The organism is Luteipulveratus mongoliensis (assembly GCF_001190945.1).
GTDB classification, from domain to species: Bacteria; Actinomycetota; Actinomycetes; order Actinomycetales; family Dermatophilaceae; genus Luteipulveratus; species Luteipulveratus mongoliensis.
Genome location: NZ_CP011112.1, coordinates 4,887,333 through 4,906,377 on the forward strand (window position 1 = coordinate 4,887,333; position 19,045 = coordinate 4,906,377).

General features: G+C 69.0%; 22 protein-coding genes. 7 read left to right on the forward strand and 15 right to left on the reverse strand.

Annotation, left to right across the window (positions count from 1 at the left end; translation table 11 throughout):
- Window positions 1–39 precede the first annotated feature (39 nt).
- Both VV02_RS23285 and VV02_RS23290 read left to right on the forward strand, forming a co-directional pair.
- Complete coding sequence (locus tag VV02_RS23285) at window positions 40–816, forward strand: dioxygenase family protein (RefSeq protein ID WP_052595537.1); 777 nt, start codon at window positions 40–42, stop codon at window positions 814–816.
- A 124-nt stretch (window positions 817–940) separates the two neighbouring features.
- The gene (locus VV02_RS23290) at window positions 941–1,285 is read left to right on the forward strand and encodes a nucleoside triphosphate pyrophosphohydrolase family protein (RefSeq protein ID WP_052595540.1); all 345 of its coding nucleotides are present in this window, start codon (window positions 941–943) and stop codon (window positions 1,283–1,285) included.
- A gap of 44 nt (window positions 1,286–1,329) precedes the next feature.
- Here VV02_RS23290 and VV02_RS23295 read toward each other — a convergent pair whose 3' ends face one another.
- The 5 genes from VV02_RS23295 to VV02_RS23315 all read right to left on the reverse strand — a co-directional run bounded on the left by VV02_RS23295 (window position 1,330) and on the right by VV02_RS23315 (window position 4,795).
- Window positions 1,330–1,752 (reverse strand): type II toxin-antitoxin system VapC family toxin, encoded by a 423-nt coding sequence (locus VV02_RS23295; RefSeq protein ID WP_052595542.1) that lies wholly within the window; start codon window positions 1,750–1,752, stop codon window positions 1,330–1,332.
- Entirely contained in the window at window positions 1,749–1,997 is a 249-nt protein-coding gene (locus VV02_RS23300; RefSeq protein ID WP_052597469.1) for a type II toxin-antitoxin system Phd/YefM family antitoxin, read from the reverse strand. The genes VV02_RS23295 and VV02_RS23300 overlap by 4 nt, the downstream gene beginning before the upstream one ends.
- A gap of 173 nt (window positions 1,998–2,170) precedes the next feature.
- Window positions 2,171–3,679 (reverse strand): DUF7059 domain-containing protein, encoded by a 1,509-nt coding sequence (locus VV02_RS23305; RefSeq protein ID WP_052595543.1) that lies wholly within the window; start codon window positions 3,677–3,679, stop codon window positions 2,171–2,173.
- A 7-nt stretch (window positions 3,680–3,686) separates the two neighbouring features.
- Window positions 3,687–4,391 carry an AIM24 family protein gene (locus VV02_RS23310; protein WP_052595545.1) on the reverse strand — a complete coding sequence of 235 codons (705 nt, stop codon included), beginning with the start codon at window positions 4,389–4,391 and terminating at the stop codon, window positions 3,687–3,689.
- 53 nt (window positions 4,392–4,444) lie between these two features.
- The gene (locus VV02_RS23315; RefSeq protein ID WP_052595547.1) at window positions 4,445–4,795 is read right to left on the reverse strand and encodes an anti-sigma factor antagonist; all 351 of its coding nucleotides are present in this window, start codon (window positions 4,793–4,795) and stop codon (window positions 4,445–4,447) included.
- Between the two features lie 76 nt (window positions 4,796–4,871).
- Here VV02_RS23315 and VV02_RS23320 point away from each other — a divergent pair, with 76 nt between their 5' ends.
- Together VV02_RS23320 and VV02_RS23325 are read left to right on the forward strand one after the other, a co-directional pair.
- Window positions 4,872–7,211 (forward strand): DEAD/DEAH box helicase, encoded by a 2,340-nt coding sequence (locus tag VV02_RS23320; RefSeq protein WP_083450383.1) that lies wholly within the window; start codon window positions 4,872–4,874, stop codon window positions 7,209–7,211.
- A gap of 55 nt (window positions 7,212–7,266) precedes the next feature.
- Complete coding sequence (locus VV02_RS23325; protein ID WP_052595549.1) at window positions 7,267–7,713, forward strand: hypothetical protein; 447 nt, start codon at window positions 7,267–7,269, stop codon at window positions 7,711–7,713.
- 73 nt (window positions 7,714–7,786) lie between these two features.
- Here the strand turns inward: VV02_RS23325 and srmL are convergent, their stop codons facing one another.
- Window positions 7,787–8,926, reverse strand: a complete 1,140-nt coding sequence (gene srmL, locus VV02_RS23330) for a PheS-related mystery ligase SrmL (protein WP_052595551.1) — start codon at window positions 8,924–8,926, stop codon at window positions 7,787–7,789.
- Window positions 8,927–9,190: 264 nt separating this feature from the next.
- On the opposite strand from srmL, the gene VV02_RS23335 reads away from it, so the two are divergent.
- On the forward strand, window positions 9,191–9,541 hold the full coding sequence (locus VV02_RS23335) for a hypothetical protein (RefSeq protein WP_052595553.1): 351 nt from the start codon (window positions 9,191–9,193) through the stop codon (window positions 9,539–9,541).
- Window positions 9,542–9,552: 11 nt separating this feature from the next.
- Here the strand turns inward: VV02_RS23335 and VV02_RS23340 are convergent, their stop codons facing one another.
- The 9 genes from VV02_RS23340 to VV02_RS23380 form a co-directional block, all read right to left on the reverse strand.
- Entirely contained in the window at window positions 9,553–10,893 is a 1,341-nt protein-coding gene (locus VV02_RS23340; RefSeq protein WP_245633176.1) for a M20/M25/M40 family metallo-hydrolase, read from the reverse strand.
- Window positions 10,894–10,900: 7 nt separating this feature from the next.
- Entirely contained in the window at window positions 10,901–11,287 is a 387-nt protein-coding gene (locus tag VV02_RS26745) for an Rv3654c family TadE-like protein (protein WP_083450384.1), read from the reverse strand.
- Complete coding sequence (locus tag VV02_RS26750; protein WP_169787743.1) at window positions 11,284–11,679, reverse strand: TadE family type IV pilus minor pilin; 396 nt, start codon at window positions 11,677–11,679, stop codon at window positions 11,284–11,286. The genes VV02_RS26745 and VV02_RS26750 overlap by 4 nt, the downstream gene beginning before the upstream one ends.
- Entirely contained in the window at window positions 11,679–11,897 is a 219-nt protein-coding gene (locus VV02_RS23355; RefSeq protein ID WP_052595557.1) for a DUF4244 domain-containing protein, read from the reverse strand. Before VV02_RS23355 ends, VV02_RS26750 begins: the two co-directional genes overlap by 1 nt.
- 129 nt (window positions 11,898–12,026) lie before the next feature.
- Window positions 12,027–12,605 carry a type II secretion system F family protein gene (locus VV02_RS23360; RefSeq protein ID WP_052595558.1) on the reverse strand — a complete coding sequence of 193 codons (579 nt, stop codon included), beginning with the start codon at window positions 12,603–12,605 and terminating at the stop codon, window positions 12,027–12,029.
- On the reverse strand, window positions 12,602–13,318 hold the full coding sequence (locus tag VV02_RS23365; RefSeq protein WP_052595560.1) for a type II secretion system F family protein: 717 nt from the start codon (window positions 13,316–13,318) through the stop codon (window positions 12,602–12,604). Before VV02_RS23365 ends, VV02_RS23360 begins: the two co-directional genes overlap by 4 nt.
- Complete coding sequence (locus VV02_RS23370; protein WP_052595562.1) at window positions 13,312–14,454, reverse strand: TadA family conjugal transfer-associated ATPase; 1,143 nt, start codon at window positions 14,452–14,454, stop codon at window positions 13,312–13,314. Before VV02_RS23370 ends, VV02_RS23365 begins: the two co-directional genes overlap by 7 nt.
- On the reverse strand, window positions 14,451–15,164 hold the full coding sequence (locus VV02_RS23375; protein WP_052595564.1) for a nucleotide-binding protein: 714 nt from the start codon (window positions 15,162–15,164) through the stop codon (window positions 14,451–14,453). Before VV02_RS23375 ends, VV02_RS23370 begins: the two co-directional genes overlap by 4 nt.
- Window positions 15,165–16,060: 896 nt before the next feature.
- Window positions 16,061–16,909 carry a Fic family protein gene (locus VV02_RS23380; protein ID WP_052597478.1) on the reverse strand — a complete coding sequence of 283 codons (849 nt, stop codon included), beginning with the start codon at window positions 16,907–16,909 and terminating at the stop codon, window positions 16,061–16,063.
- A gap of 151 nt (window positions 16,910–17,060) precedes the next feature.
- Between VV02_RS23380 and VV02_RS23385 the strand changes: the two genes are divergently transcribed.
- Together VV02_RS23385 and VV02_RS23390 are read left to right on the forward strand one after the other, a co-directional pair.
- On the forward strand, window positions 17,061–17,408 hold the full coding sequence (locus VV02_RS23385; RefSeq protein WP_052595565.1) for a DUF485 domain-containing protein: 348 nt from the start codon (window positions 17,061–17,063) through the stop codon (window positions 17,406–17,408).
- On the forward strand, window positions 17,405–19,042 hold the full coding sequence (locus tag VV02_RS23390; RefSeq protein ID WP_052595567.1) for a solute symporter family protein: 1,638 nt from the start codon (window positions 17,405–17,407) through the stop codon (window positions 19,040–19,042). Before VV02_RS23385 ends, VV02_RS23390 begins: the two co-directional genes overlap by 4 nt.
- Window positions 19,043–19,045 lie beyond the last annotated feature (3 nt).

Sequence of the window (19,045 nt, forward strand, 5' to 3'; positions counted from 1 at the left end):
CTAGTTGAACGTTAAATCGTGCGGGTTTAGGCTCGGTTCATGAGCGATCGCCTGCCCGTCGTCTACCTCAGCCATGGCGCGCCGCCCCTTGCGGACGACGAGCGCTGGACGGGCGAGCTCGCCCAGTGGGGGCAGGATCTGCCTCGGCCGAAGCGCGTCCTGATCGTGTCTGCGCACTGGGAGGCCGCTCCGGTCACGCTCTCCTCGACCACGGGCGCTCCCCTGCTCTATGACTTCTGGGGCTTCCCGCAGCACTACTACGAGGTGACGTACGACGCGCCCACGGCGGGCGACCTCGCGGACGAGGTCGCGGGACTGGTCCGGCAGCCCGGCGTACCCGTCGAGCGCGATGAGACGCGCGGACTGGACCACGGGGCGTACGTCCCGCTCAAGGAGATGTACCCGGACGCCGACATCCCGGTGCTCCAGATGTCCATGCCGACGCTCGACCCGCAGGAGCTCTTCGCGCTCGGCCAGCGGCTGGCTCCCCTGCGCGACGACGGCACCCTGATCGTCGGGTCCGGCTTCACGACGCACAACCTGCGCTGGTTCAACCCGGGCGCGCCGGCAGACGCGGCGCCGCCGACGCCGTCCTCGGAGTTCGACGCCTGGGCGGCTGAGTCGATGGCCTCGGGTGACGTGGATGGACTGATGGACTTCCTGCACCGGGCGCCGGCGGCACACGAGGCGCACCCGCGGACCGAGCACTGGGCGCCGCTCTACGTCGCCCTCGGAGCGGCCGGCGGCGCTGCCTCGACGAGCGTGATCGACGGGTTCTGGTACGGCCTGTCCAAGCGCTCCTGGCAGCTCGCCTGACGCTCACACGCCCTCGCCGAGAGGCAAACCGATCGCTTCAGAGGCAAACCCCTGAGGTACGCCTCTCGAGCGTTTGGTTTGCCTCTCGCCGGGCGTTGTCGGACTGTCGTGGCACGGTGCCGACGTGGATATCCGTGAGCTGACCGCGCAGGTCGAGCAGATCTCGCAGACGTACGCCTCTCGTTTCGACATCACGCGGGACGACAACTGGCAGATCCTCAAGCTGCACGAGGAGGTCGGCGAGCTCACTCAGGCGCATCTGATGCGTCAGGGTCAGGCGCGGCAGAAAGGGCTCACGCCGGAGGCGATCGACGCGGCGTTCCGCGAGGAGGTCGCAGACGTGCTGAGCCAGGTGCTGCTGCTGGCCCACCATCACCGCATCGACGTCGAGCAGGCCATCGCCGACAAGTGGCTGATCTGGAAGGACGTCTCACCCCGCCCGGAGGATGTCCTCCCTCACGAGGCGTAGTCGCGCGCTCACTGACTCGGTAACTCGGGGCTGCCTTCGGCGCGTCAGCCACTCATGCCGCTGAACGGGTTCAAGACCTGCGCGCCCGTGTGTTCCATGTCGGCCGCGTTCCTCGTGACCAGCGTGAGCCCACTCACCACGGCCGTCGCCGCAATGAGTCCGTCCGCGACCGGGATGGTCTGCACGGCATTCATCCGTCTGCCCCACTCGTCAGCGATTTCCGCCGAGATCGGGATCGCCCTGTCGGCATACTCGGTTCGAAGGACCCTGAACCAGCGCTCCAGCCGGGCAGCCTGCACGACGTCCCTGCGGCGCAGACGCTCGATCCCATCGCGGATCTCGCCGAGCGAGATCACACTGATCCACATCTCTTCTGAGGCGATGTCGCCGAACCACTGCACGACGCCGACATCCGGGTAGCGGCGCCTTAACTCCGACAAGACATTCGTGTCGAGGAGGAAGGTCACCCCAGATCAACCTCGCGCGGCAGCGATCGCGACCGCTCGATCACTAGATCGTCATCATCGAGCAACGGCTCCGCGCGCAGAAACTCCGCGAAGGTCAGCGCTCCGCGCTGCAGCCGCCGGTACTCCTCGATGTCGAGGACGACGGCTACGTCCTGGCCGTGCTTGGTCACGACCTGCGGCGCATCGTGCGCAGCGCGCAGCACTTCGCTGAACCGCTGCTTCGCTTCTTGGACTTGCCAGCTCATGTCGATCACCTCGCGGTCCAGTCTGACGACTTCTGTCCAGTCTGTCTAGATTTCTGGAGGCGGTCTCGATACGCCTCCGCTAGCGCTCCGGCTACTCGACCAGCCGGTTGGGAAGGTCCGGCTACTCGACCAGCCGGTTGGGAAGGTCCGGCTCCTCGACCAGCGGTGGTCCGCTACTCGACCGGCGGGGCGACCAGCAGGCCGTCGGCGATCAGGTCGCGGATCTGCGGAAGTGCTTGCGTACGAACGGCTTCCGGGCTTGCATCGACCAGTGAGGCGATCGCATCCAACGCCTGACCTGCCGTGAGTGAGCCATCGCAGACCGAGAGGTACGCCGACAGCACGGTGTCCGCACGGAACGCCCGCCCCAGCCCGCCACCCTGGCGCACCACGATCACGGTCGGGTCGTCCGCACCGGGCGCACCGTGCCGCTCCTCGGTCACGTCGGCCGCACACTGCCACGCGGTCGCGAGCACACCAGCGTCGCCGTGCTCGGCCAGCCACGCGCGAGCGGCCAGACCGGCCGCGACCGATGGACCCATGGGCGCCGCCACCGATCCGGTCGACTCGACGAGATTCCGCCAGGGCTCGCGAGCCCCGACCGGGCGCTGGAGCGTGATGACACCGAAGCCGATCTCACCGACACCGCGACGGTCGAAGTCGGCCAGCCAGCCGGCGTACATCTCCTCGAATCCTTCAGTGCCCGAACGGTGTCCGCCGTCTCCGGCCCACAGCTCGGCGTACTCAGCGGGGTCCTGCACATCGCGCTGAATCACCCACGCGTCGAGGCCGGTGCCGTCCAACCAACCGTCGACGACATCCCGCCAGGCGCCACCGACCGGGACCTCCCAGTTGCCGAGCAGCTGCGCGATCCCACCGGGAGCCAGGTGGGATCCGACCTGCCGGATGAGGTCCTCGACGACGGCATGCCCGACCTGGCCGCCGTCGCGGTACTCGTAGGTCGGCATCGTCTCGGTTCGAGGTGTGATGACGAACGGCGGATTACTCACCACGAGATCGAAGGTCTCGCCCGCGACCGGCTCGAGCATGTTGCCGGCCCGGATGTCCCAGTCCAGTCCGTTGAGCGCCGCGTTGAAGCGGGTGATCGCCAAGGCTCGCTCCGACACGTCGGTCGCGACCACGGTCGACGCGTGCTGAGAGAGGTGCAGCGACTGCACCCCGCAACCGGCGCCGAGATCGAGCGCCCGGCCCACGGGCGCGCGTACGGTCCAGGAGGCCAAAGTCGTTGAGGCGCCACCGATTCCGAGCACGTGATCGATCGAGAGGGGTTGTCCGGTCATGGACTCGGTGAGGTCGGACAGCACCCACCACTCGCGCTCGTCGTCGCCGTAGGGCCGCAGATCGAACAGCGTCCGAACCTGTCCGCGCTCGACCGCTACCAGCCCGGCGCGTACGAGCCGGTCGACGTCCCAACCCGCGAGCACAGGATCGAGCGCCTCGGCGGGCACGGAACGACCGAGGGCGAAGAGGCGCACGAGTACGCCAACCGGTGCGGTCGTCGTACGGGTCACCAGGTCTGCGGGCACCACCTGCTCGCGGTGCAGTGCACGGCTGGCGCGCTCACCGAGACAGTCGCGGATGCCGTCCAGCGTGAAGCCGGCGTCCCGGAGGGCGTCGCGCAGCGAGATGAGCTCCGCGCCCGCCCGCGGGACACCGGCCATCAATCACTCAGCTCATCAGGTTGCCGAGGAGGCCACCCTGCTGCTGCTGACCACCCTGAGCGGGGGTCCACTCGCTGGGCTGCACGACGACGAAGCCCGGGCCGTGGAAGGCGTACTGGAAAGCCTCACCCGAGCCACCGCGCAGCATCGACTTCATGTTCATGCTGTTGACGACCTGCGGCACCAGGTTGGCCGACCAGGCGACCGCAGCCTGCACGTCGACGTAGGTCGGCTGCTGCGAGCAGTCGAGCACGACGGGCTGGCCGACCGCGTGCAGCGCGACCGTGCCCTGTCCGTTGAGCACCATGTTGAACAGACCGCCCGACATCATGCCGGCGCCCTGGACCCGCTTGATGTCCCAGTCGATGGCGGAGTCGAAGGCCAGCAGGTTGCGGCCGTTGACCGAGATGCCGTCGCCGGTGAGGTCGACCAGGAACACGAAGCCGGCCTCCGAGGCGAAGAACACCTCGCCCTGCCCCGTGACCCGCATCAGAGGCACGTCCTCGCTGGTCACGACCTTCTTGAGGAGCTTGCCGACCGAGCCGGCGCCCTCGTGGTTGAACGTGACCTGGCCCTGGAAGGCGACCATCGCGCCCTTCACGGACAGCACGTCCGGGCCGAGGGAGACCCGCAGCATCTGTGGGTTCTGAAGTCCGAACCGGTTCTGGCTCTGGACCTCGAGGTTCTGCTGATCGAAAAGACTGCTCTGCATGTTCGCCCCTTGTGTTGTCGTACGACGCCCCAGGCCAACGCTTGTGCGTCGGGTCAGCGTTCCCCGGCCATGTCGGCCAGGCCTTCTTCGACGGTGGGATAGATCCGGAACACCTTGTCCAGGCCGGTGATCTCGAAGTTGCGCAGCACGCGTTCGCTGCTGATGACCAGGCGCATCTCGCCGTCCTGGACCCGAACGGTCTTCAGCCGCCCGACCAGGACGCCGAGTCCCGTCGAGTCCAGGAACGGGACGTCCGTGAGGTCGGCCAGCAGCTTGGTCTTACCTGATGCGATGACGTGGGACAGCTCGTCCCGCAACGTCGGAGCGCTGAACACATCGACCTCACCGGCGAGACGTACGACGGTCACGTCGCCCTCGGCTCGAGTGGTCACGGTCAGGTCCACGATGCAGCTCCTTCGTCTTGGGTGATCCTGAACACTAACGACCCCGGCCAGGTCAAGCACATAGCGTGTCCTGTCGATGGATACCGGACGCCCAGATCAGCGCGCCGAGGGCTTCGACCCGGCGCAGGCGCTCGGACGTCTCGTCGAGGGTGTCGGCACCGGCGAGCTGCTGCACGTCCAGGACCTGCCCGAGCGCCTGGAGCAGACCGCGGCGTGGCCGGAATGGGTCAATCCGCAGGTCGCGGCGGCCGTGCGCGGCACCGGCATCGACCGTCTCTGGACCCATCAGTACGACGCCGCTGAGCTCGCGCACGACCGTCACCACGTGGTCGTCTCGACCGGCACGGCGTCCGGCAAGAGCCTCGCCTACCTGCTGCCGATGCTGTCCGCGGTGGCCGACGGCACGTCCGCGGCTTCGGGTCGCGGGGCGACGGCGCTCTACCTCGCGCCGACCAAAGCCCTGGCCGGTGACCAGCTGGCCCGGATCGAGTCCTTCGCGGTGCCGGGAGTCCGGGCGGCGACGTACGACGGCGACACCCCTCCCGACGAGCGCCGCTGGATCCGCGAGCACGCGCAGATCGTGCTGAGCAATCCTGACCTGCTGCACCACACGCTGCTGCCGAACCACGAGCGGTGGGCGCCATTCCTGCGGTCGCTGCAGTACGTCGTGGTCGATGAGTGCCACACCTATCGCGGCGTCTTCGGGGCACACCTGGCGTCGGTTCTGCGGCGGCTGCGACGGGTGGCGGCGCGCTACAAGTCCGACCCGACGTTCGTGCTCGCGTCTGCGACGGTGGCCGACCCGGCAGGGCACGCGTCCACGTTGGTGGGCGAGCCCGTACGCCCGGTGTCGGTCGACGGATCTCCGCGCGCTGCAATGACTTTCGCTCTCTGGCAGCCTGGCCCTCCCCCTGGCGGCCCGCCCGATGGGGCTCGTCGGAGCGCGGTGGCCGAGTCGGCGGATCTGCTCACCTCATTGGTCGGGTCGGGCGTGCAGACGCTGGCCTTCGCGCGGTCCCGAGTGGGCGTCGAGGTTGTCGCCGAGATGGCGCGTGACCGACTCGCGTCGTCGTCTCCCGGGCTGGAGACCACCGTGGCGGCGTATCGCGGTGGTTACCTGCCTGAGGAGCGCCGCGACCTCGAACGATCGTTGCGCGACGGGACGCTGCGCGGGCTCGCGGCGACCAACGCGCTCGAGCTCGGCATCGACGTGAGCGGGCTGGACGCCGTGGTGCTGGCCGGCTGGCCGGGCACCGTCGGGTCCCTGTGGCAGCAGGCCGGTCGGGCTGGTCGCAGCGGTCAGCGGTCGCTCGTGCTGTTCGTCGCGGCCGACGACCCGCTCGACACCTATCTCATCCATCACCCGGAGATGCTGCTCGGACGGCCGGTCGAGGCCTCGGTGGTCGATGCCGAGAACCCCTACGTCCTCGCGCCGCACCTGGCCGCGGCGGCGGCCGAACTGCCGCTGACCCCGGCCGACGAGGTCTACTTCGGGCCGACGATGCGGCCGCTGATCGACACGCTGGTCGAGCGCGGGGTGCTGCGCCGGCGACCGCGCGGGTGGTTCTGGGCGCGTGACGACCGGCCCGGCGATCATCTCTCGTTGCGTGGGACAGGCGAGCCCGTCGTACGGATCGTCGAGAACCGCACCGGCCGCGTCCTCGGAACGGTCGACGCGGAACGTTCGCACCGCGCCGTCCACACCGGCGCGGTCTATGTGCACCAGGGGCAGACGTACGTCGTGTCCGACCTCGACCTGTCCGACGGCAGCGCGCACGTCACCGCCGGCGACCCGGGCTGGTCGACGATGGCGCGCTCGGTGAGCGCGTTCGACATCGTGGCGAGCGAGCGGCGTACGACATGGGGTCCGGTCTCCCTGCACTTCGGCACCCTGGACGTACGCACGCAGGTCACCTCGTTCCTGCGGCGGCTGCCCTCGGGTGACGTCATCGGCGAGCACCCGCTCGACCTGCCCGAACAGCGGCTGAGGACTCGCGGCGTGTGGTGGACGGTCAACCCTGATGCCCTCGAATCTGTTGTTACAGAAGAGGATTGGCCCGGAGCGCTGCACGCGGCCGAGCACGCCTCGATCGGAATGCTGCCGCTGGTCGCCCAGTCGGATCGGTGGGACATCGGCGGCGTCTCGACTGCTCTGCATCCGGACACGGAGCTGCCGACGGTGGTGGTCTACGACGGCTATCCGGGAGGGGCCGGGTTCGCCGAGCGGGGCTACGAGCAGGCGGCGACGTGGCTGGGTGCGACGCGTGACGCCATCGCCGAGTGCCGGTGCGTGTCAGGTTGCCCGTCGTGCGTGCAGTCGCCCAAGTGCGGCAATGGCAACAATCCGTTGAGCAAGGCCGGTGCGGTGGCGGTGCTCGACCTCGTCCTACGCCATGCGAGCGACCCGGGAGGCTAGGGTCCGGACAAAAGGACGTCCACCGCGGCCTCTGCGCCGCGCGAAGGAGCTCGTCGTGATTGCCGTTGCCCTTGTCCTGCTCATCATCGTCGCCCTGATCGTGCTGTGGCTGCTGCTCGCATCAGGCGACTCCGCCGATGTCGATCTCTCGTCCGCCGGGCTCGACGTCCATGTCAGCCCGCTCGTCGTGTTCCTGCTCGGTGCGGTCTCGATGGCCTTGCTGCTGCTGTCGATCCGGTTCTTCTACTGGGGGTCCAAGCGCAGTGCTCGCCGTCGCCACGAGCGCAAGGACCTGGAGAAGCAGGCTCGCGAAGCCAGCAAGCAGCGCGACGCCGCCCTCGCTGAGCGGGAGCGGGAGCACGCGCGACTGGCCGACCTGAAGGGTGAAGCGGAGGGGCCAGATGGTGAGGACCGCCCGCTCGAGGTGGATGGCCGCGTGCGGGACGGCGAAGGGCGAGCTGTTGACGGGCGCCCCGCGGAGGGGCGCCCTCGGGACGAGTAGTCCCCCTTCCAACACAGATTGACTGCGGTAGCACGCATGCGTGCTACCGCAGTCAATCTGTGTTGGAGGCGGCTCAGCCGATCAGCTCCAGCACGTGGCCTTCGTGGACCGCACGGTAGACCTCGTCGCGGATCTCGTTGGCCGCGTCATCCGTCAGCGTCCTGTCCAGCGGCCGAAGCGTGAGGCGTACCAACGCATTCACCTGACCCGGCTCGATCTGCAGACGCCGGCGCGCGTGGTGCGGCAGGTCGTCGTACGTCGCCGTGGACAGCAGCTGCACTGACTCCAGCCACGACGCGCGCGGCCCTAGTGCGGTACGCACTCGATCGCCGAGCGTCTCTTCGTCGGTCTCCCAGCCGACCACCAGGGAGAGGTCGCGGCGGATGGGCGGCTGCATCGAGACCGGCCGCCACGGCTCGAGGCCGAGCATCTGGTCAGCGATGCGCTGATCGGTCGCGCGTAGCAACCTGATGTCGGGAATTCCCTTGCGCAGCATGAGTGCTCGCTCGAGTCCCATGCCTAGCGCGAGACCCGACCATCGCGCTGAGTCCAGTCCGGAGCGTTCGAGAAGGGCGGGGTCGATCAGCCCGCACTCAGCGAGCTCGAGCCACTCGCCTCCGTGTCGTACGTCGACCTGGCGCCCGTTGCGGGTGTACGGATGAGGGGATGGAACGGTCCGCCACCGGGCGCCGGGCAGCACACTCTCCACGAGCGTCTCGACCATGACCATCAGGTCCGTATCGGTCTGCGCCGGACCGTCGGTCACCCGCCAGAGGTCGACCTGATGTGGCGCGCCGACGTGCGTACGGTCGATCGCGTCGCGGCGGTAGACCAGGCCGGGGAGGGCGTACAGCCGGTCGTGATGGTCGCAATTTCGTTGTGCCGCAATACTTTTCAGCAGATCAGGGACGGCTGCCGAGGTGTGGCTGCGTAGCATCACGGTCGGGCTGACGTAGCGCGAGTAGCGCGCATCGCGAGTGACGGCGGTGCGGTCGAAACCGAGGCGGTCGTAGTTGTCCTGCACGCTGACGAGCGGGCTGACTCGGACGATCCGGGAGTCGATGCGCCAGCCCTCAGCGAGTGCGGTGACTGCGCTGTTGAGGAGCTGCTCCATCGCATGCGGCGGCTCGTCCTCGGTACGACTCGCGGGGTCCGTCAGATCGCGGAGGGCGAGGGCGTCGTACAGCTGCTCAGGGGAGAGATAAGTGGTCATGTCACGTCCTTCGGTTCGTACGGATGGGGAGGGTCTCCCCCGGCCGAACCGACGCGGGACTAGGCGCTTGCGAGCGTGCCCACGCGGCCGATGTGCGGCCGGGGGCGGATAAATCGCTGCATGCGCATGGCTTCACGATACGCCCGCGGACGCGTGGCCTGCAGCCGACTTTTCCCTGCCAGCCGGAACCCGGCGGCGTACCGGACCGTTGTCGTACGCAGGTGCTCCGATGCCGTCGGAGCCTTCGCACGACGGGACGGACTCATGAGGTTCCGCGGCAGGTTCAACGACCGGTTCGGGATTCGCAAGCATCGAGGTCGCTCGGTGACGCGGCTCGACCGCGAGGCCACCGACGCTGATATCGAGGCTCTGATCGAGTTCGCCCGAACCAGACGCGGTGTTGAGTTCTTTGTCGAGCCCGAGACCTACGCGACAGGCAGTTCGGCCGTCGCGGTGGCCCATGACGGCGAGTGGAGACGCCGTCGGGTGGGTACGCCTGCGGTCATCGCGAAGGTCGCTCGGGATCTCCGCCTTCCGATCTACGACGCTCAGATCGTCGGTTACCCCGCCCGGATGCGCGCCTGGAACGAGCGGCACCGCGAGCGCGACGCCTGACAGCGGCCGGGCTAGGGACGCTCGGCGATCAGATGACGGTAGAACGCCACCCCGCGGCCGAGGGCATCGAGCGAGATGTACTCATCGACACCGTGGATGCTGTCGCGCTGCTCCCGTGTCATCGCGAACGGGCTGAAGCGGTAGACGTGATCGCTGATGGCATGAAAATGGCGGGCATCCGAGGCCTGCATCATCACGTAGGGCGCCGTGACCGCGTCCGGATAGGTCACCGCGACGGCGGACCGGATCGCGTCGAACTGCTCACCGTCACTTGGTGACACCGATGTCGGGTTGCTGCCGGACACCACGCGCAGCTCGATGGTGCGGTCCTTGATCACGTCACCGAGGCGCGCGACGACACTCTCGACGGTCTCTCCGAGCTGGATGCGGATGTTGGCGTGCGCGGTTGCCCGGGCGGCGATGACGTTGGCGGCCGGGCTGCCCTCGAGCCGGGTGATGGCAACGGTCGTGCGGACGACGGCCGCGGTCTCGGGCCCCATCCGCGCGAACGCCTGCGCGAGCGCCGGGCGCAAGGACCCGGCGCGGGACAGCACCGCTCGCAGCGGACCCCTCACGTGCTCGCCGAGTGTCTCGACCATGGCGAGAGCGGGGTCGGTCAGGGTGACCGGGAACGGGTGCTGGTCGAGGCGGCCGATCGCTCGCGCAAGCCGCGCTACAGCGCCGCCCTGTCTCGGCATCGCGGCATGCCCACCCTGGTCAGCGGTGGTGATCTCCAGATCGAGCAGACCCTTCTCCGCAACACCGACCAGTGCGGCCGGCCGGCGCAGCCCAGGGAAGACGCCTTCGACGACCGCACCACCCTCGTCGATGACGAGCCATGGCGTCACCCCTCGGCTGCGCAGCTCGTCGACCGCCTCCACCGCGGCCGTACCAGCCACCTCCTCATCGCACCCGAAGGACAGGTAGACATCCTGCTCTGGCGAATAGCCTTCTGCCAGAAGGGTTTCGACCGCCTCACAGATCACGACGAGCGAGCCCTTGTCGTCCAACGTCCCGCGACCATGCACGTCCGTGGCAGAGACGCGCCCCGAGAACGGGTCCTCGCTCCAGTCCGACTCGACCACAGGGACGACATCCCAGTGAGCCATCAGTACGAGGGGCTTCTCCGCGCTGTCGCCAGCCCAATGGAACAGCAGTCCACCAGGGCCGACCGTGGTGCGATCGAGGTGCTCATGGAGCAGTGGGTAGGACGCCTCGAAGGTCTTGACGAACCGAGCGAAGGCGACATCATCCTGATGCCCGGGGTCGGGATGGGAGACGGTCGGGATGCGTACGAGGGCACTCAGATGCTCAGCCGCGCGCTGCTGGAACTGCGTCCCGATGTCGGTCACCGAGCCATTATCGGGGCATCACCTCCCCCAGACCGGCGCGACTTCGAACCCGGGCCAGACCGAGCCCAGGTGTTGAGACGGGCACCCCGACGGTCACGACGACATCTTCGGCACCGGTCGCACAGCTCAGCAAGGACGCTCCGTTCGCCTGAGCGAGGCTGCCTGCAGCCGCGCACGGATCGGAGTCAGGGCGCGGGTTGAGCACCCGATCCGCAGCGGCGAGCGCGGCAAGGTCGGCGGCCGTACGCGCTCGCATGCTTGCGTGCACGACGCTCACCAGCACCATGGCGCCGGCCATCAAGATGAGGGTCACGCCCGCGATGCCGACCATGAGCAGGGAGCCCGAGCCCCTGTCCGTTCGACGGCACGCTGGGCTCGGGCGGCACAGGGTCATGGCGCGCCCTCCTCGGCAGCCAGCTCCCGCTCGGCCTGGGCCGTGGCGGACAGCTGCCGGTCGCCTGCCAGCCAGCCCAGCGGACCCGGCACCGGACTGGTCACCGAGACCCGTACCCAGGTGTCGCCGGCCACTCCGACCCGAGCTCCGGCGGGCGCATTGCGCATCCCCGCCTCCTGGACCGCTCCGGCGGAGTCGCCCCGTGCCGCCGAGCGCGCGGCCAGCCGAGCCGCATCCGCACATCGGACCTGGTCGATCCCGATGACCACTGCATTGAGTGCCACCGCGAGTACGAACACGACCGCGGGCACGGCAGCTGCGAGCTCGGCGGACACCATGCCGGTGTCGCGTCGCCTGACCGACCCTCGTCGAGCTCGCAGCTGCCCGGCCATCAGGACACCGTGCTCAGCGCCGACTGGATGATGCTGGTCAACGCCGCCTTGACCGTTCCTGACTTGATCACGGCGATCAGCAAGGCCGCGAAGGCCACTGCTGCGAGCGTGCCGACGGCGTACTCGGCGGTCGTCATCCCGGCGTCTCGCCCCTGTGCGACAGCGAGTCGCCAGCGCACAGCGAGTCGGCGACTCACCTTGAGGGTCTTGGTGTTCATGTTGTCCTCCTGTGTCGACCGCGACGGCTTGTCCGAAGGCGGTGTCTTGCCGGCAGGGTGTGGTGCCGGTGCCGTCCAACGCGGACGGCGTCTGTCACCGCAGGCGTGGGCCTGCGGCACGTGTGGGTCTCACGGCACGCCGGCCATGAGGTCGGCTGCGAGCGCGGCGACCACGGGCACCACGGTCAGCAGCCCGAACGCGGGCAGGAAGCACAGCCCCAGCGGGATCACGATGCGCACCGACAGCCGCGCAGCCGACTCCTCCAGCCGCCGACGCTCGCTGTCACGGACGTCGTACGCCGCCTGCTTGAGCAGCTGCGCGGGCGGCACTCCGGCGATGCTCGCCAGGGACATTGCCTGCGCGGCCGGCTGCCAGATGGTCGGCAGCCCCTGCCACGCCGCTGTCGGGTCGACGCCCCACCGGAGTGCCGCGCCGACATGACGCAGATGACTCGTGACCATCGGCCCGGACCGGTCGGCGACCGCGTCCACCGCGGTCATCACCGGCGCGCCGCTGCTGAGGGCGAGCGCGAGCAGATCCATGGACTCGGCGACGGCGAGCGGTCCTTCGCCTGATGACTGGGCGGAGCTGGACGGCGAGGCTGCGGACACGACCGCCGAGGTCGCCGGCGCGAGGGTGAGGACACCTCGGCGCGGCCAGGCGCACCACGCGGCCAGGACCAGAGCGCCGATCAGCAGGCTGCTCATGCGATGCTCCGCTCCGCCGTCGCGCGGCGGACCATCCGGGCGACCATGGCGCGACCGAGGAGGAGCAGGATCACGCCCGGGACGCCGGCCAGCAGCACGACAGGACCGGTGTAGACCTGCGCGGGGCTGACCCCGATGAGAGGTGCGAGCCCGGCCCCGCCCAGCGGCAGCAGAGTGAGCAGCTGCATGGTCGCGCGCGGCCCGGCCGTCAGGACCCGCACCCGCCGCTCGTGCTCAAGGCGGGCGCGCAGCGAGCTGGTGGCGCTGGTGAGCGCCTCGGCCAGGGGCGTACCGAGCCGGTCGGACAGCGTCCAGGCGCGGCCGACCTCTGCGAGCGCGGTGAGCTCGTGACGATCGGCCAGCTCCGTCCAGGCCGGGCCGAGCTCATGGCCATCGCGTCCGGCACGTGCCAACGCCTCGAGATCCGCCCGGAGGCCAGGCTCGCGAATCTGCGCCGACTCGACCGCCACCGCGACCGCCTGCGCCGGCGGCACACCGACCTGGACTGCCGGAACGATGCCTTCGAGCAGCTGAAGCACGGCCTGGGCGCGCTCACGTGCGGCCCGCGTCGTACGTCGTCGGCGGCGCGGGCGGTGGTCGCTCGCCGGCCCGGCGGGCTCGGTGCCCAGGCCCAGCGCACGAGCGCGCAAAGACGGTGGCCAGACCAGAACGGCCGCTCCGAGCGCGGCCGCGGCCAGGATCAACGTCACCATGGATCGCTGTCCAGTCCGAGGCGTGTGCGCAAAGCAGGCCAGGCCGGTCCCGGGCGCAGACCGTCATCCCCACGGGTCAAGCCCGCCTCGATGCGCAGCCGCCCGCCGTCACGTTGCAGAACTCCGATCTCGGCGACCTGCCGCGCCGTCGGCGTGCGGCGCAGGTGGATCACCACGCTGATCGCGCTGGCGAGCTGCGTCCGGACCGCCTCCGGGCTCAGCCCGGCGAGGGCGCCGAGCGCCTCGAACCGGGCGACGACATCCGCACTCGCATTGGCGTGGACCGTGCCGCAGCCACCCTCGTGGCCGGTGTTGAGCGCACTCAGCAGCTCGCGCACCTCAGCACCGCGAACCTCACCTACGACAAGCCGGTCAGGTCGCATGCGCAGCGACTGACGTACGAGAGTTGTCAGGGACACCTCGCCGCGGCCCTCAACGTTGGGTGACCGGCCTTCGAGGCGGACGACGTGCGGGTGCTCGACCTGCAGCTCGCGGACGTCCTCGACCAGCAGGATGCGCTCATCCGGACTGACCTCGCGCAGCAGCGCGCCCAGCAACGTGGTCTTGCCGGAGCCCGTGCCTCCGCTGATCACGAACGCTTCGCGCACCGCGACCAGCCGTTGCAGCAGGCGCTTGCCGATCTCGTCGACCGCGCCGAGCTGCTGAAGAGTGTGCAGGTCAGGACGGTTGCGCTGCGGGATGCGCAGGGAGATGTGCGCGGCACCTTCGACCAGCGGCGGCAGCACGGCGTGCAGCCGGACACCGCCAGGAAGCAGACCATCGACGTAGGGGCTGGTCTCATCAAGTCGGCGCCCGGCCAGCCCGGCGAGGCGGACGGCGAGGCGTCGAACCGTCTCGGCGTCGCCCATGCCGATGTCCGTGCGTTCGAGGCCGCCACCGCGGTCGGCCCACACCCCCTCGGTGCCGTTGACCAGCACATCGGTCGCGCCGCCGTCACGAAGCAGGTCCTCCAACGGCCCGGCTCCGAGCAGGTCGGCCGAGAGACGGTGCCGCAGCTCGCGAGCGCGGTCGCTGCCGAGCACCGCCGCATCGTGCTGAGCGAGGGCGGCGACGTTGCTCGCCGTCGGCGCCTCGCCCTCGCGGATGTGACGCCAGATCGTGCCGCCGACCGTCATGACGCCAGCCGCTCTTCGATCATCAGGTCACGCAGCACCTGGTCGGCGATCCGAGCCAGCCCAGACTTGTTGCTGCGTCCGGGCGGCAGGCCGCGCGCCAGGTCCGCCTCGACGGACGACTCGCGGCGCAGCTCGCCGATCAGCGGCAGCTGGAGTGCCTCCGCAACCTGGCGAGTGAGGGTCTCCTCGACGTCTCGAGTCAGCAACCACGGGTCCTGCTCGAGCGCGACGAGACGGTCGGCGGTGACCTGAGCCGCCGCCAAGCCGGTGAGCGTCCCGTGCGCCACCAGCACTGTCGCGTCCGCCTCGATCGGGCTGGGCAGGTGATGCGGCGCGTCGATGATCATGACGTCGGCCGTAGCGCGGAGCGCGGCCATCACCGGCTCGATCAGCGTGGACGCCGCGTCGAACCAAGACCGGTCGAACGACATCACTGCCGCGCCGTCAGACGTCTCCGGCAGCTGGTCCAGGAGGGCTGCTCCGTCCACCTCTCCGCGCAGGCCGTGGAGGTCCCGCCAGCGGGGGCCCGGCTCGCGCTCGATGCCGAGCACGACGTCGAGGCCGCCGCCGCTCGGATCGAGGTCGATCGCGACGGCGCGGTGGCCGGCCTTGGCGGCTCGGGTGGCGATGGCGCCGGTCAGGACGGAGGCTCCGCAGCCACCGGAACCGCCGACGACGGCCAGTGAGAATGCTCTGCTCGAAGTGGTCATGAACTGATCGCAGCGGGTGCGGAACCCCTCGCGCCAGCGTCACGTCAGTCGTTGTGGAGGCCGGCCGGCTCCGCCCTGGAGGTGTGGATGAGGGGACCAACAGGGTGGGACCAGCCGGCCTCTCGCGTACCCATCGCCAGGGCCACCTGACCGGATATCAGGCCAAACGGCCCTCGTCAGCTGGCAACCGCGCCCACCAGAGCCAGCCACCCACGACGCGGAGTCGACGATGCCAGCCGGGTGAGCCTGCGAACCCGGCTGGAGGAGGAGACGAAGCAATGAGCTCAGGTCCGGAGACGGAGCAAGAAAGGTGACGGCCCCCGCTGGGGGGACAGCGGGGGCCGTCGGAGCGCCTCGCCCCGGGGGGGAGGGGCAGGAGCCCCGGCGCTCAAACCCATGCGGGGAGCGCGCACCAACCATCTTGGTGGCCAACAGCGTTCGGCGCAACGAGTTCACGTAACCCGGCATTCACACTGTGCACGCCGAAGGGCGGGCCGACCGCCATACAGCTGCGGCGATATCGCCGGCCAGGTCCGGCGTGTCGGGCCTCGAATGGGTGATGGCACCCCACCGAGGTGGGGTGCCATCTGCCGTGACTTCAGTCAGGTGACCAAGCGTGCATCCTTGGTTTGTCGCCCAGGGACGAGCCCCGGGACGAGCGGTCCATTTGTGGACTGTCTTCGCGTGGGTGCCCGAATCAATCACGGTGGTCGTCGCGCTCTCGCGTGTCGAATGACTCTGCGGTCCTGCGGCTGGCGGTCGGTGGCACGGTGTGCCTGGCCGTCGCTGTCGCCCTCGCACGGAGACTTTGTGCCTCTGTGTCTACGCCCGTCGGGCGCTGACAACAAGACTTGTATCCGTGCGCCCGGAGGGCCACAATGCCCGTCGGCCCGGGGTCAGCTGAGACGGCCGGCGAGCACGGCGTCGGCGATGGCCATTCCTTCGGCCGCTCCGTGCTGCACGGCCTGGGCGCAGTGCGTCAACCAGAGCGCGACACCTTCGGGCGAGCCGGAGGCGTACGCCGTCAGCGCCCCTGCGTAGCCCGCCACCCCTTCCTTGCCGTGCCCGACTTCGGGCACGACGACGCCGGTCGGCTCCAGGCCGCTCTCGATGAGCACCGCGCGCTCGAAAGCTCTTGCTACGACTGCGTTTCCGCGCACGAACGGCCGCATCACGGCAATCTCTCCGTGCACGACAGCAGCGACCACGAGTGCCGGCGCTGCGCTCATCGCTCCGGTCAGGTCCGCCAGGCCGCGCAGCCGCTCGGCAACCTCGGTCGATTCGGGCGCTGCGCCCAGCTCGACGAGCTCTCGGGAATCCTCGCCGGCGACCCGCGGGCGACCGACCTGGTCCGCAGGCAGCAGTGGGGAGCCAGCGGCGACGTGCAGTCGAGCGAGAGCCTGAGCGGGCGACGTACCGACCTGAGGACGTACGTGCTCGCTCTCGGCAGTGGCCTGCACGGCCGATCGCAGGGTCTGCATGACGGCGTCGTCGTCGGTCGGCCACGCGACCGCGCCGCGCATCAGGTCACGGACCGCATCGACGGGGATCTCGGCACCGTCCAGCGCCGCACTGGCGCGGGCACCTCGTACGCGAGACTCGGCCGCAGCCTCGGGAATTCGACGCCTGAGGGCCTGGTGCCAGCGCAGCTCGGTGCACGCATCCCGCGCCGTCGCCACCGCCTCGGCCACCCCTGGCAGCTGCTCGAGGGCGCGCAGGGTGCTCACGACGTCCGGTCCACTCACGGGCACACCCTAGGACGCGATCCGCACTACTTGAACCATCAACCCCACGCCGCCCTCCCCCGTACGCGATAGTGACTCGAATCACACCTCCGTGCGGCGGAACTCGCGCTGCGAAGGCGGCGGTCTGCCCGCTGCAGGAAGGGAGCCAACCATGACGCCAGCGAGCGTTGAACCCAGCCCCGATGAGGCCGCCGAGACCTACAGGGAGGTGCACGAGTCAGCGGAGTTCGAGGAGCTCAAGCGGCGGTTCCGCCGGTTCGTCTTCCCGATGACGGCGCTGTTCCTCGCGTGGTACTTCGTCTACGTGCTGCTCGGGGCGTACGCCCACGACTTCATGTCGCACAAGCTGTTCGGCAACATCACGACGGGTCTGGTGTTCGGATTGCTCCAGTTCGTCAGCACTTTCGCCATCACGTTGCTCTACGTGCGTTGGGCCAACCGCGTCTTCGACCCGGCGGCCGAGGCCCTGGCCGCCCGCGTGAAGGGGAGTGACGCATGAACGCCCTCATGCCGATGAAGACGACAGTCGGCAACTCCACCGTCAACATCACGATCTTCGCGATCTTCGTCGCCATCACGCTCGCGATCGTCATCCGAGCCTCCCGCAACAACAAGACTGCGGCTGACTACTACGCCGGTGGACGTGCCTTCACCGGCCGCCAGAACGGCATCGCGATCTCCGGCGACTACCTGTCGGCCGCCTCGTTCCTCGGTATCGCTGGTGCGATTGCGCTGAACGGGTACGACGGCTTCCTCTACTCGATCGGCTTCCTCGTCGCGTGGCTGGTCGCCCTGCTGCTTGTCGCCGAATTGCTCCGCAACACAGGGCGATTCACGATGGCGGACGTCTTGTCGTTCCGCCTCAAGCAAGGACCGGTCCGTACGGCTGCGGCCGTCTCGACCCTCGCTGTCACCTTCTTCTACCTGCTGGCTCAGATGGCGGGAGCTGGTGGCTTGGTGTCGTTGCTGCTCGGCATCGACGGCAAGGGTGGCCAAGGTGTGGTGATCGCGATCGTCGGCGCGATCATGATCTTCTACGTGCTCGTCGGCGGCATGAAGGGTACGACCTGGGTGCAGATCATCAAGGCCGTGCTGCTCATCATCGGCGCCGCTGTGATGACGGTCTGGGTTCTGGCCAAGTACGGCATGAACGTCTCCGAGGTGCTGCAGCATGCGGTCGACAACTCGCCCAAGGGCGAGAAGATCCTCGGCCCCGGTCTGCAGTACGGCAAGAACGGCACCACCCAGCTGGACTTCGTCTCGCTCGGTCTTGCTCTGGTGCTCGGCACCGCCGGACTCCCCCACGTGCTGATGCGCTTCTACACCGTGCCGAGCTCGAAAGAGGCTCGTAAGTCAGTGGTTTGGGCGATCTACCTGATCGGCCTGTTCTACCTGTTCACGCTGATCCTCGGCTACGGCGCCGCCGCCCTCGTCGGCCCGGAGAAGATCGCAGCAGCGCCAGGCAAGGCCAACTCGGCCGCACCCTTGCTCGCCTTCGAGCTCGGCGGCGAGATCCTGCTGGGGCTGATAGCCGCGGTGGCGTTCGCCACGATCCTCGCCGTTGTGGCGGGGCTGACGATCACCGCGAGCGCGTCCTTCGCCCACGACGTGTACGCCAACGTCATCAAGAAGGGCACGGTCTCGCCCGACGGCGAGGTCCGAGTCGCTCGCATCACAGCGGTCGTCATCGGCGTCGTCGCGATCATCGGTGGCATCTTCGCCAACGGTCAGAACGTCGCGTTCCTGGTGGCTCTCGCGTTCGCCATCGCGGCGAGCGCCAACCTGCCGACGATCCTCTACTCGCTGTTCTGGAAGCGGTTCAACACCCGCGGTGCGCTGTGGTCGATCTACGGCGGACTTACTTCCGCGCTGGTGCTGATCGTCTTCAGCCCCGTCGTGTCGGGTAAGGCGGCCGGGCCTGACGGCAAGAGCCTATCGATGATCACCGACACGGGGATCGACTTCCACTGGTTCCCGCTGGACAACCCGGGCATCATCTCGATCCCGCTCGGGTTCTTCCTGGGCTGGCTCGGAACGGTCACGAGCAAGGAGCGCTCGGACCCGGACAAGTTCGCCGAGATGGAGGTCCGCTCGCTGACCGGTGCAGGTGCCGAGAAGGCCACCGAGCACTAGTCC

What these genes read in the sequence shown, in the direction of transcription:
- VV02_RS23285 (WP_052595537.1), top strand. Translation starts at nt 40, where the DNA reads ATGAGCGATCGCCTGCCCGTCGTCTACCTCAGCCATGGCGCGCCGCCC.
- VV02_RS23300 (WP_052597469.1), bottom strand. Translation starts at nt 1,997, where the DNA reads ATGAGCTGGCAAGTCCAAGAAGCGAAGCAGCGGTTCAGCGAAGTGCTG.
- VV02_RS23305 (WP_052595543.1), bottom strand. Translation starts at nt 3,679, where the DNA reads ATGGCCGGTGTCCCGCGGGCGGGCGCGGAGCTCATCTCGCTGCGCGAC.
- VV02_RS23310 (WP_052595545.1), bottom strand. Translation starts at nt 4,391, where the DNA reads ATGCAGAGCAGTCTTTTCGATCAGCAGAACCTCGAGGTCCAGAGCCAG.
- VV02_RS23320 (WP_083450383.1), top strand. Translation starts at nt 4,872, where the DNA reads ATGGATACCGGACGCCCAGATCAGCGCGCCGAGGGCTTCGACCCGGCG.
- srmL (WP_052595551.1), bottom strand. Translation starts at nt 8,926, where the DNA reads ATGACCACTTATCTCTCCCCTGAGCAGCTGTACGACGCCCTCGCCCTC.
- VV02_RS23335 (WP_052595553.1), top strand. Translation starts at nt 9,191, where the DNA reads ATGAGGTTCCGCGGCAGGTTCAACGACCGGTTCGGGATTCGCAAGCAT.
- VV02_RS26745 (WP_083450384.1), bottom strand. Translation starts at nt 11,287, where the DNA reads ATGACCCTGTGCCGCCCGAGCCCAGCGTGCCGTCGAACGGACAGGGGC.
- VV02_RS26750 (WP_169787743.1), bottom strand. Translation starts at nt 11,679, where the DNA reads ATGGCCGGGCAGCTGCGAGCTCGACGAGGGTCGGTCAGGCGACGCGAC.
- VV02_RS23355 (WP_052595557.1), bottom strand. Translation starts at nt 11,897, where the DNA reads ATGAACACCAAGACCCTCAAGGTGAGTCGCCGACTCGCTGTGCGCTGG.
- VV02_RS23360 (WP_052595558.1), bottom strand. Translation starts at nt 12,605, where the DNA reads ATGAGCAGCCTGCTGATCGGCGCTCTGGTCCTGGCCGCGTGGTGCGCC.
- VV02_RS23365 (WP_052595560.1), bottom strand. Translation starts at nt 13,318, where the DNA reads ATGGTGACGTTGATCCTGGCCGCGGCCGCGCTCGGAGCGGCCGTTCTG.
- VV02_RS23370 (WP_052595562.1), bottom strand. Translation starts at nt 14,454, where the DNA reads ATGACGGTCGGCGGCACGATCTGGCGTCACATCCGCGAGGGCGAGGCG.
- VV02_RS23375 (WP_052595564.1), bottom strand. Translation starts at nt 15,164, where the DNA reads ATGACCACTTCGAGCAGAGCATTCTCACTGGCCGTCGTCGGCGGTTCC.
- VV02_RS23385 (WP_052595565.1), top strand. Translation starts at nt 17,061, where the DNA reads ATGACGCCAGCGAGCGTTGAACCCAGCCCCGATGAGGCCGCCGAGACC.
- VV02_RS23390 (WP_052595567.1), top strand. Translation starts at nt 17,405, where the DNA reads ATGAACGCCCTCATGCCGATGAAGACGACAGTCGGCAACTCCACCGTC.